The organism is Gimesia sp., from assembly GCF_048260065.1.
GTDB lineage: Bacteria > Planctomycetota > Planctomycetia > Planctomycetales > Planctomycetaceae > Gimesia.
On the sequence record NZ_JBLXHC010000004.1, the window covers coordinates 48,945 to 60,996 of the forward strand.

Consider the following 12,052-nt stretch of genomic DNA (forward strand, 5'->3'; position numbering starts at 1 on the left):
TCCTAAAATCCATTCATCCGTACTCCCTGAGAATTACTGGTTTCTGTTTCTGCTTACCGGGACAGGTGAACCTGCTTGTACTCTTACAGCGTATTCCGGCTTAATCCATGTCGAATGAAAAAACCGAAGGTATTGTGATCCGACTGGCTGATTTCAGCGAATCCAGTAAAGTGATCACCTGGTTTACCCGGGATTTTGGGAAGACTGCGGCATTGGCAAAGGGTGCAAAAAGGCTGAAAAGCTCGTTTGAGGCTGCTATTGACTTGTTAGCCACATGTCGGATAGTCTTCATCCGAAAATCTTCCGGCGGGCTCGATATTTTAACCGAAGCTCAACTGGTAAATCGTTTTCGCCCTTATCCTGGAAGCTTATCCAACCTGTATGTGGGCTATTACATTGCCGAATTACTGGACGCTTTGACTGAGGAGTATGATCCTCATCCGGAGCTCTATGATGCGGCTTGTGAAGTCTTACAACACCTGCAGGAACATGATGACTTCCAGAAATCGTTGATAAAATTTGAGTTAACCATTTTAGAAGAAATTGGTCAGTTACCTCAGTTCGAATACTGTGCAGGATGCAGTCAAGAACTGGGGCCGTCAGAATCGTATCTGTATGATGCCGGTAATGGCGGGCTGTACTGTCAGGATTGTGAACAGCAGCGACACGGTAACGTACGCGTTTCCCGTGGCACGATAACGATCTTGCAGAAGCTGTCTGACGAGAATACATTACTTTCCCAACGATTAAACCTGTCCCTTCAGCAACAACGAGAAATTCGACAGCTACTGTCAACGACCATGTCTCATATCCTGGGTCGCCGCCCCAAAATGGCGCCCTACCTTCAACTATAAACAAATCATTTCCGCCAGGTGGAAGTCAGGGATGACCATGTCCACTTCAGACTTACAATATCAATCTTCTAGCCTGTTTCGATGCATGCTACTCAGTTTATCGCTGTTAGTATGCGGTCTGGTTTCGGGTTGCGCCATGTTTGGTGATCGCACTTCTGACTTTTCTGCGATGAAACCTCCATGGTCCAAAAAGAGCGAAACAGATGACCCCTCAATCGATGGAATACGTGGTCCGATGCAACGCATCATGCAGACTGCGCTCTGGGAAAAGAAGAAAGATGCCAACTTCATAGAGCCTTCTGTCGGTGCCGCCGAATATCAGAAGGCCAATGCCACGTTCAAAGCGCAGGAGTACAAAACGGCTGAAAAAGAGTTCAAGGCGATCGTCAAGAAGTTTAAAAACGATCCCATCAAAGAAGATGCCCAGTTCATGGTGGCAGAATCGCAATTTGCTCAAAAGAAATATTCCTGGGCGCAAGACAGTTATGACCAGTTGCTGATCGATTTCCCTTCGACGCGTCATCTTGATCAGACAACCAAAAGACTGTTTACCATCGCTCGTTACTGGCTGCAGGAACCATCCGTGGTCAAAGGCAATGACATTGAGCAGGTCAACCTGGAAAAACCTGGTTCTGAAACGCCTGAGATTCCCACTGACGGTAAAGATCGAAAATCACGCTGGGCTTTAGTACCGAACCTCTTCGACCGCAGCCGTCCGGTATTTGATACCGAAAACAGGGCACTGGAAGCACTCAAGTCAATCTGGCTTCACGATCCGACCGGCCCGCTGGCAGATGATGCTCTGATGCTGACTGCCAGTCACTACCTGAGAAAAGGTCGTTACATGGATGCCGACCGGACCTTCAGCCTGCTGCGAGAAGAATATCCTAAAAGTCCGCATCTGAAAGATGCCTTCATGCTCGGGACGCATGTGAAACTGATGTCGTATCAGGGACCTGCCTACGATGCTACTGTGCTGAAGGATGCGGGAGAATTAAAAGAGACGACACTCAGGCTGTTTCCGGATGCCCAGCAGGCCCGGTTAAAGGAAGAACTGAAAAAAATCGAACAGGCGAAAGCCAAACGTGAATGGGAAACGGTGCAATACTGGATGCGTCGAGGTAAGCCCAAGTCGGCAGCCATTTATTGTAATCTGCTGATTGAACATTATCCCACTTCGCCGTTTGCGAATCAGGCTCGTGATTTACTGGCCGAACTGGGGAAAGAGAATACAAGCCATCTGTGGGCGAATTATGCGACACCGAAAAAGCAGGTTGCCGAACAGGCTGAACCACCAAAATCAATTTTGCCGAGTCTGCCTGGATTTGGAAAATCGGAACCGGCTCCTGTGAAGGCACCTGCCAACGCGGCTCCGGCACCTCGCGAACTGAATCCGCCGGCACGTTTGCAACTGGATGGTTTTGGTGAACCGATCAGAAAGATTCCCCTGGAAGACGAGCCAGAGCCAGCTCGAGTCAAACTGTAACAGCTGTCTCTGCAGGTCAGATTTTAAAGCACATCACATTTAACCATAGCGTCTGTTTATCTAATATACCGGGTCCCAATCGACCTGGAGACGCTACAGTAAAACTGGACACAGTCTAAGTGATCTGTTGAATAAATATATGGAACGTTTTGTGGTTAAAATGTTGTTACTGGTTCTAATGTCTTTTGATATGACAGGCTGCGGGTACACCGTCGGTAATTCCTATCAGACAGATGTGCAGACCGTTTATGTACCGATCTTCGAAAACAATACGTTTCGGCGCGGTTATGAATATCAGCTGACCGAAGCAGTCCAGCGAAAAATTCAGTCACGTACTCCCTTCCGGCTGGCCAAAGGGGGCGAAGCGGACACTCGTTTAACGGGAACGATCAAGCAAATCGATAAAAGCGTTTTAGGAACAACACAAAATAACGACCCGAGAAATCTGAACTTGAAATTTGTGGTTGAGGTGACCTGGGAAGATATGCGGACGGGGCAGATTCTGTCACAACAGGAAGTGCCGATCTCTGCGGATGTCGTTCAACTGGTTTCGCAGGCTGCATTTGCACCTGAAGTCGGGCAGTCTCTGGCGACGGCCACTCAAACCGCAACGGACAGTCTGGCGAACCAGATTGTGCAATTAATGGAAACACCCTGGTAAATTTGATCTCAAAATCTGGATAGTCACAATTTTCGGAACCTGCTAAAATTCGAACACTTGTCTCCGATAACCATATCTCACGTCAAAACAGCTGAAATTCACTCCCCACCTCACTCGATGAACCTGTCTTCTTCAAAAGCACGGATTGCATTATCATATCGGGCCACTACAGCCAGTTTTACTGGCACAGAGAACTGCCAGACCTGCAATTCAGGGAAGGATTTGGATAAACAATGAAATTGAAACCCGTCTTACTTCAAAGTGCTCTCGTTGTCACCTGTTGTGCCTCCGCAGGCCTGCTGCTGTGTAATCAGCTTTCTCAAGCGCTGGGTCAACAACCTGCCGCCAATCAGGCACCCGAGGTCCAGCAACTGCCCGCTGCATTGGAACAGATCCTGGAAAACTGGGAACGGGAGTCTGCGAAAATCCAAAAGCTGGAAGGCAACCACATTCGCCGCGAGTACGACGATGTCTTTCAGGTCGAAAAGCAGTCAGAAGGAAAGTTCTATTACGAGCATCCTGATAAAGGGCGAATCGACATCGCTGGAAAGAAAATTCCAGAGGGTGCGAAAAGTGACAAACCCAACAACAAGGGTGGTTTTTATGCCTTGAAGCCGGGCAACGATGAACGTTGGATCTGCGACGGCAAGCGAATCTTTTCGATCGATGAAAACGAAAAGAAATACGAAGTCTATCCAATTCCCCTGGAGCGTCGTGGTACCAACATCATGGAAGGCCCTCTGCCATTCCTGTTTGGTATGCCTGCCAATGTCGCCAAGCAGCGTTACTTTCTGAAACTGCTGGTGAATACTCCCGATCAGATCATCATTGCCGCTAAACCGCGTCGTAGGTTGGATTCACAGAATTACCGCGAAGCCAAAATTAAACTCGATCCGAAGACCTATTTACCAGCAGCCGTGCAGCTGATTCATCCCAGTGGAAATCAGTCAACGGTTTATATTTTTGAAAATGTGGTTGCTAATAAGAGCCGAGGAATCCTCGGAGGAATCTTTGGAAAGGATCCCTTCACTCCCGACCTGGACGATTATCGCCTGGAAGGAAAAGTAGTCGCAGTCGCTGGAGAAGAAAACGTAAAGCGTCCTGTTCAACAAGCTGCCGCCCCTGTCCAGCAGGCAACTTTCAAAGTTCCCAATATGGTGGGCAGAGATTACCAGACAGCTCAGAAACTGCTGAAGCAGATGGGACTGGAATCAAAAATTTATCCGGGTGATCCTGCTCAGGAACCAGGACAGCAGATCTATCACGTGTATCTGCAGAAACCAGTTCCGGGCGAGGTAATACAGCAGGGAGGGATCATCCATTTGAAGCTCTATACTGATCCCAGCAAACCAAAGAACTAAATAGACACCAGAGTACGCGGAATCGTTAAGGCCCTTTGAAGTTTTCAGAGGGCCTTAATTATTGCGGGACCGCATCGCCCGCTGGATGTCCATGCGGGCGGAGTCTTTCTTGAGCTTTTCGCGCTTGTCGTGCAGTTTGCGGCCTTTGGCGATTCCCAGCTTGACCTTCACCAGTCCGCGAGTGAAGTACATGGTAAGCGGGATCAACGTCAGACTGGAGTTTTCCGATCGCTCGGCGAATTTACGGATCTCGGCTTTCTTCATCAGCAGTTTACGTGGCCTGCGGGTCTGGTGGTTCATAGTATTGGCTTGTGGGTACAAAGCGATATCAACATTGAACAGCCAGACTTCACCGTTCTGCATCCGCGCAAAGCCTTCTTCGATCGAGACCTTGTTCGCACGAATACTTTTCACTTCACTGCCTGCCAGCACGATTCCACAGTCCAGCGTATCCAGAATTTCGTAGTTGTGTCGGGCTTTACGGTTCTGGCAGACGGTACGTGAATTCGGGTCTTCTTTCGAAGCTTTCTTTTTCCCTTGTTTACCCATTGCCAGAATCTCCGACTGCCGTCAACCAGACTGGTGAAGCGACAGAATACTACTTGATGTTAAATCTTACTTTGAATCGGGCTCAACCCGTTCCTGATCGACACGCGCCCGTTGATAGAGGTTCAGTATGATCAGGAGTTATTGTCTGTCCGTACCTGAACCTGTAGAGCCCCCAGCATACGTGTGATCTGTTTTTCCTTACTGGAAATGAAGGGGACATTGTCCAGTACAATTGCCCGGGGTTCATTACGCGGATGCAGTACCAGGCGACCGGAACGCAGCAGGATATACTCAAAGATATCGCTGATTTCTTTATCGATCTTCAGGTTAGGTGCGGAAAAACGTTCCAGATCGCTCAGGAATCCGTGGTGATGCAGGAGTTCGTTCCCTTTGACTTCCCAATAATCAAAGCGGACATAGATCGCCACGCAGATAAAGATCATTCCCAATATCGCGGAAAACAGCCAGTACATCTGCGAGTTTGCCCACGGACGTAAACCCTTCAGCATGTTGGTCAGAGGGGGGATGATATCTGGATTAAATCGCAGGATCATCCAGGCCCCCATGAATAATGCGGCACCCAGGAAGAAGAGTGTCAGCGAGGTCGTACGCGGGAAATCAAATGCCAGTACAGTCAGATTAAAACCGAAGACTCCGAGAAAGATCAATGCCATGACCTCTGCCATATGCTCGCTTTTACCGCCAATATGGGCAGACTCTCCTGCAAAAGTCATGTAAATTGCTGCGGCTATCGAAACCAGCAGTGTCGGGTACAGAAACACAATTTTGGGATAAGAAATCAAGTAGATACTATCCTGAGAAAACTCGTTGTGTGACCCTGGCTCTTTGCTCAAATTAGTATCGTCAGTCATTGTCAAATCCCTTATCTGTAATCGCTGGTTGAATGACGCGGATGTGATTCTGTGTTATCTCTCGTAGCAGTAAACGTTTCGATGCCCGGTTCGGATCATGAAACCCACGACAACTTTCTGCTTTTCCAGGAAATGAGTAATCGACTTCCTGCATCAGAAATACGGACGTGAATTCAGTTTACCGCGTTTGAACTTCCTGTTTTCCGTGGAGCAATAGTAGACGCGAAATGTTCCGACTTCAAGGCTGATCAAATCAGAAGCGTCAAGTCGCATTTCTTGAGACAGGGGCTCAAAGTGCTCATGGAAGCCCAGTCAAACCTCGCATCATCCTGATTATGTGTGAAATCAGCTCTACTTTGTATAAAATATACAAAGAAAAATATATATAATATATAAAAATCAAAAGTAAGCTCTTATCACGGTTTGAGTTCCTTGGTACATATTAATGTATGAGCATACGATATTCTCCCCAAATCTATTCCACCTCTTTCTGCATACTGCTGTTCCTGCTGACAGGATCTGCGGGGATGGTCCAGTCTGCTGAAAAGGTAGACTACCTGAAAGAGATCAAGCCTCTCCTGGCAGAGAAATGTTTCGCCTGCCACAGCGCCCTGAAAGAGGAGGCTGAGTTACGTCTTGAGACGCGGGAGCTGATGCTGAAGGGAAGTTACTCGGGAGCCGTCATCCATCCGGGAAAGCCTGACGAGAGCATTTTACTGGAGCGGATCCTGGCGAAAGGAGATGAGCAGATGCCGCCTCCTGAGGAAGGATCTCGCCTTTCTGAACATGATATTGCCCTCATCAGAACCTGGCTCAAACAGGGGGCGGTCACACCCAAAGAAGAAATACCAGGCAGCCCCAAAGATCACTGGGCCTTTCAGACGCCAGTGAAAGCGAAGATCCCCGCAGTCGGGTTCAAAAATCCGATCGACGCCTTTCTGGAAGTCAAACGTAAACAGCAGGGGCTGGTGACGGTTCCACCCGCTTCAAGGCGCGTTTTGATCCGACGGGTTTATCTGGATCTGATCGGTCTGCCTCCGACGCAGGAGGAGATCGAGCAGTTTGTAAACGATCCTGATGAAGATGCCTACACGAAAGTCGTACAAAAATTACTGGCGAGCCCGCAATACGGCGAACGCTGGGGCCGCCACTGGATGGATATCTGGCGGTACACCGACTGGTACGGCCTGGGAAAACAACTGCGTTACAGTCAGAAGCATATCTGGCACTGGCGCGACTGGATCATTGAATCGCTGAATCAAGACAGCAGCTATGCGGAAATGGTTCAGGATATGCTCGCGGCGGATGAGCTGAAGCCAACCGACCACGATGCCCTGCGTGCCACCGGTTTTCTGGCGCGGCACTATTATCTGTTTAACCGTACCACCTGGCTGGACAGCACCCTGGAGCATACCTCGAAAGCATTCCTCGGGCTGACGATGAATTGTGCCAAGTGTCATGATCATAAATACGATCCGCTGACCCATGTAGACTACTATTCGATGCGGGCCATCTTCGAGCCGTATCAGGTTCGCCTGGATCCGCTGCCGGGAGAAACTGATCTGGAGCAGGATGGCTTACCACGGATCTTTGACGCGCATGCGGACGCTAAAACTTATCTACATATTCGCGGCGATGAAAAAAATCCGGATAAGAGTCAGGAGATACAGCCGGCTACTCCGGAACTTTTCACGTTCGACGAATTCAAAGTCACACCAGTGAATCTCCCGGCAAAAGCTCACTACCCGGCCTTGCAGGAGTTTGTGCTGAAAGATCAGTTAAAAGCCGCCAATGAAAAAATTGTGGCTGCGAGGAAAGCTTCAGATCAGGCGACAAAACAACTGGCGCAGCTGGAGCAGGCGGCTCAGAACAGAGTGGCCGCCGATATCTCAGATCAGGCAGTCACTTTTCTAGAAGATGATTTTCAGAAAGAGAATCCCGCGATCTGGGTGCCGGGAACCGGTGAATGGTCTTATCTGGATGGCAGTCTGCTTCAGACCAAAACCGGCTATGGTCGCGCTTTCCTGCGTTCGAAACAGGACCATCCCCACAATTTCAAAGCCCGCTTCAAATTTAAAACCACAGGGGGGGACAAGTGGCGTTCTGTCGGCCTGGCATTTGATGTGACCGGTGATCGGGAAAAGATGATCTACCTGAGTGCGGTTCAGCCGGGCTCAAAACTGCAGGTCTCTTATAAAGAGAACGGAAAATCCATTTATCCCGCTGAGGGGCGTCACGCCTGCGACGTCAAACTGAACCAGCCTTACGAACTGGAACTGAAAGTTCGCGATCAACTGGTGAATATCGCCATCAATGGAGAGCATACCCTTTCGTATCGTCTCCCTATTCCGCGTGAAACCGGCAAGCTGGAACTCCTGACGTTTGATGCGGCAGCAGAGTTTGAGCAGATCACTGTTCAGACTCTGGCGACCGATGAGACTATGATTGAAGGTAAGCAGCCCGCAAAGCTGTCACTGGAACTGGCGCAGGCGAAGACGGGACTTGCTCAGGCAAAATTGAACGTCGCAAACCTGTACCCTGAAACTTTGCGAACAGCTTATGCCGCTGAAAAAGCCCGCCTGGACAATTTACCCGAAAATGAATTGACCGTATTAACGCAGGCCGCAGCATTGGCGGCTCGAAAATATGAGCTGGCAGTAGCGGAAGAGAAACTGGCTCAAGCCAGAGAAAAACTGGAAACCGCCAGCGGAGATGCGAAACAGAAACTCAGCAATGAGATCGCAGCCGCTGAGAAAAAAGTAGATGCTGCAAAAGAAGCTGTCAGTAAACCGGGTGAAAAATACACGCGGATTCGCGCTTCACTTAAGGCTCTGGAAGGCCCCGCTGAAAAAGATGATACTCGGCTGCAACCCTATCCCCAGACCAGTACCGGCCGTCGATCGGCACTGGCCCATTGGATCACGAATCAGAAAAATCCGTTAACAGCACGGGTGGCCGTCAATCATATCTGGCTCCGTCATTTTGGCGAACCACTGGTCGAAGATGTGACCGATTTTGGTTTGCGGGCGAAACGTCCCATCCATCAGGAACTGCTCGACTGGCTGGCCGTGGAGTTTATGGAACACAACTGGAGTATGAAGCATCTGCATACGCTGATGGTGACTTCGCAGGCATACCAGCTCAGCAGTTCCACATTAAAGGCCGACCCACAGAATCTGACCAAAGACGAAACGAACCAGTACTACTGGAAACGGAATACCGTGAGAATGGAATCAGAGGTAATTCGTGACAGTCTGCTGCATCTGGCGGGAGAACTGGACCTGACTCTGGGGGGGCCCACAATTGATCCTGACAAAAATAAGGAGAGCAGACGCCGCAGCCTGTATTTCACGTACTCTCGTGATTCGCAGGATAAGTTTATCGGCATGTTTGATGCCGCTGATATCTTTGGCTGTTATCGTCGCAACGAAAGCGTGGTTCCTCAGCAGGCACTCACACTGGCGAACAGTAAGGTATCACTGCAGATGGCACGAAAAATCGTAGAAAATATTCGTGCGCAGCAACCCTCGCTGTCTGATCAGGAATTTATCAGGCTCGCCTATATCCAAATTCTGTGTGAAGAACCGACTCCTCGCGAATTTGAGATCTGTAGCCAGGCATTATCACAAACACAGACGACTTTAAAAGCAGCAAACCATCAGAGTCCGATCTGGCGCTCACGTGAAAATCTGGTGCACGCTTTACTCAACCACAACGATTTCATCACGATCCGCTGAAGGTGCGTCATGTCAAATCATATTCAACAAACTGGATTACCCCGCCGCAACTTTCTGACGAACCTCAGTTCCGGGCTGGCGGGGATTTCTCTCGCTTCTCTCCTGCAGGATGAAGCCCGCGCTGCCGGTACGCATCAGGCTCCTGACGGAAAACCGCATTTCTCTCCTAAAGCCAAAAGTGTGATCTGGCTGTTTATGCGGGGCGGCGTGAGCCACATGGAAAGTTTCGATCCCAAGCCAATGCTGAATAAGTACGCCGGGAAGTCGATCAGCGAAACTCCGTGGAAATCGGTCCAGGAATCAGAAAAGCTGAAGCGCGTTCGCGTGGTTGTCGTCAACGATGCCAATGGGCAGCAGCGGAATAAAGTCTATCCGCTACAGGTTGGTTATAAAAAATACGGGGAGAGTGGGATTGAAGTCAGTGACTGGTTCCCTCACCTGGGAGGTTGCGTGGATGATCTGTCGATCGTGCGTTCCATGTGGACGACGGATGACAATCATGGCGCACAGGTCCAGTTCCATTCCGGCAGGCATATGCTGGATGGTCGCGTGCCAACGATCGGTGCCTGGGTGAACTACGGGCTCGGATCACTCAATCAGAATCTGCCTCAGTTTATCAACATGGGACCGCGGTACTTTGATGTGCGAGACGGCCATTATCTGGGGCCGGCCTATGATTCTGTTCCCCTCAAAGTCGATCCCAAAAATCCGCTGCCTTATGCGAAACCTGAACTGGATCTCTCGAGTGCCGAACAGAAGATTGAGTTTTCATTAATCAATCAACTCAATCAACTCAGTGCGGAAAAGTTTCCCAATGACAGCACACTGCAGGCCCGCATCAAATCTTACGAGCTGGCATTCCGGATGCAGACTGCCGTACCAGAAGTGATTCGCTTCGACCAGGAAACCAAAGAGACTCAGGAGTTGTATGGTCTGAATCAGCCGGAAACCAAGGCGTTCGGCATGCAGTTACTGGCGGCGCGACGTTTTGTGGAGAAAGGCGTACGCTTCATTCAGATCATGCACGGCGACGGCGCCGCGGGTGCCTGGGATTCCCATTCCAATCTCAAGTCCAGTCATTCCAAACTGGCGAAACAGGTCGACCAGCCAGCCGCAGGTCTGCTGAAAGATTTGAAACGTCGCGGTTTGTTGAAAGATACCATCGTGGTATTCGCAACGGAATTCGGCCGAACTCCCGGTTCCCAGGGAAGTAATGGCCGCGATCATCATCCCTACGGCTTTTCGATCTGGATGGCCGGTGGTGGTATCAAGGGGGGCGTGGCGCATGGGACAACAGATGAACTGGGATTCCATGCGGAGGAGAATCCCCATTATGTGACGGACGTGCACGCGACCCTGTTGAAACAACTGGGGCTGAATTCCCATCGCATGGAAGTCCCCGGCCATAAACGCATTGAAATGGACTTTGGTCATCCGATTGATGAGATCATCGCCTGATCTACCCCGCTACGATTTTACGGGACCCTCTACGTCGGTATAATGCAGAGCTGCGAAATTGATTCGCCGCTGTTGTATCACTGACTGTTAAAGTGAAAGGGTTCCCGATGATTCGCTCTCTGTGTATGGTCTGCTCACTGGTTGTATTTTCGTTGCTGGTGAAACCTGATTTTGCAGATGCCAAAACCTATCAGGTTTATTTTCTGGGCGGTCAATCCAATATGGATGGCTATGGCTATGCCAAAGACCTGCCCGATGATATGAAGGAATCGGTTCCAGGCGTAATGATCTTTCATGCGAATCCTGCTCCGGATGCGGTTCCCGTCGACGGGCGAGGTCTCTGGTCCGGGTTAAAACCGGGGCACGGAGTTGGTTTCAAGTCGGATGGGAAAGAGAACACGTATTCGAATCGTTTTGGTGTCGAGCTGTCTTTTGCAAAAACGCTGCAGGAACTGGCGCCGGATGCCAACATCGCATTGATCAAAATCTCGCGGGGCGGAACGTCGATCGCCGTGGATGCCGCCGGCAACTTCGGATGCTGGGATCCCGATTTTGAAAAAGGGACCGGGAAAGGGCAGGGGATCAATCAGTACGATCATTTTCTGGCAGGCATGAAACGGGCGCTGCAAACGACCGACATCGACCATGATGGAGAAGCGGATACCCTGGTTCCTGCTGGAATTGTCTGGATGCAGGGAGAAAGTGACGCCGCCTATACTGAAGAAATTGCAAAGCAGTATGAAGCGAACCTCAAGCGTCTTATGGACTTAATTCGAGCAACACTCTATACCGACGACCTGCCTGTGGTGATCGGACGCATTTCGGATTCGGGGAATAATCCGGAGGGAAAGGTCTGGAAATATGGTGAGATTGTGCGTGCCGGGCAGGCCGCATTTGTTGAAAAAGACAAGCGTGCAGCGCTCGTAACGAGTACGGATGAGTATGGTTATTCTGATCGTTGGCACTATAATTCAGAAGGTTATCTGGATTTAGGCAGGAATTTTGCCCAGACCCTATGGAAAGTTCCCCGGAACTAATACTATCCTGCCTTGAGCGTTGTGCTTTCTAATTGAC

Annotated in this window: 9 protein-coding genes; 7 read left to right on the forward strand and 2 right to left on the reverse strand. The window is 49.9% G+C overall.

Annotated elements, in window-relative coordinates:
* Positions 1 to 107: 107 nt before the first annotated feature.
* The 4 genes from recO to ACN0YN_RS08610 all read left to right on the forward strand — a co-directional run bounded on the left by recO (position 108) and on the right by ACN0YN_RS08610 (position 4,362).
* The gene (gene recO, locus ACN0YN_RS08595; RefSeq protein ID WP_417384590.1) at positions 108 to 854 is read left to right on the forward strand and encodes a DNA repair protein RecO; all 747 of its coding nucleotides are present in this window, start codon (positions 108 to 110) and stop codon (positions 852 to 854) included.
* 235 nt (positions 855 to 1,089) lie between these two features.
* Positions 1,090 to 2,340, forward strand: a complete 1,251-nt coding sequence (gene bamD, locus ACN0YN_RS08600; protein ID WP_417384591.1) for an outer membrane protein assembly factor BamD — start codon at positions 1,090 to 1,092, stop codon at positions 2,338 to 2,340.
* Positions 2,341 to 2,479: 139 nt separating this feature from the next.
* Positions 2,480 to 3,001, forward strand: a complete 522-nt coding sequence (gene lptE, locus ACN0YN_RS08605) for an LPS assembly lipoprotein LptE (RefSeq protein WP_417384592.1) — start codon at positions 2,480 to 2,482, stop codon at positions 2,999 to 3,001.
* Between the two features lie 233 nt (positions 3,002 to 3,234).
* Entirely contained in the window at positions 3,235 to 4,362 is a 1,128-nt protein-coding gene (locus ACN0YN_RS08610; RefSeq protein ID WP_417384593.1) for a hypothetical protein, read from the forward strand.
* Positions 4,363 to 4,416: 54 nt separating this feature from the next.
* Here the strand turns inward: ACN0YN_RS08610 and smpB are convergent, their stop codons facing one another.
* A complete protein-coding gene (gene smpB / locus ACN0YN_RS08615) occupies positions 4,417 to 4,911 on the reverse strand; it encodes an SsrA-binding protein SmpB (RefSeq protein ID WP_417384594.1) in 495 nt (164 codons plus the stop codon).
* Between the two features lie 131 nt (positions 4,912 to 5,042).
* On the reverse strand, positions 5,043 to 5,714 hold the full coding sequence (locus ACN0YN_RS08620; RefSeq protein WP_417384595.1) for a hypothetical protein: 672 nt from the start codon (positions 5,712 to 5,714) through the stop codon (positions 5,043 to 5,045).
* A gap of 596 nt (positions 5,715 to 6,310) precedes the next feature.
* Between ACN0YN_RS08620 and ACN0YN_RS08625 the strand changes: the two genes are divergently transcribed.
* From ACN0YN_RS08625 to ACN0YN_RS08635, 3 genes are all read left to right on the forward strand, one after another.
* Positions 6,311 to 9,520: a DUF1553 domain-containing protein gene (locus tag ACN0YN_RS08625; protein WP_417384596.1), complete on the forward strand. Its 3,210-nt coding sequence runs from the start codon at positions 6,311 to 6,313 to the stop codon at positions 9,518 to 9,520.
* A gap of 9 nt (positions 9,521 to 9,529) precedes the next feature.
* A complete protein-coding gene (locus tag ACN0YN_RS08630; RefSeq protein ID WP_417384597.1) occupies positions 9,530 to 10,978 on the forward strand; it encodes a DUF1501 domain-containing protein in 1,449 nt (482 codons plus the stop codon).
* A gap of 107 nt (positions 10,979 to 11,085) precedes the next feature.
* Positions 11,086 to 12,015 (forward strand): sialate O-acetylesterase, encoded by a 930-nt coding sequence (locus ACN0YN_RS08635; RefSeq protein WP_417384598.1) that lies wholly within the window; start codon positions 11,086 to 11,088, stop codon positions 12,013 to 12,015.
* Positions 12,016 to 12,052 lie beyond the last annotated feature (37 nt).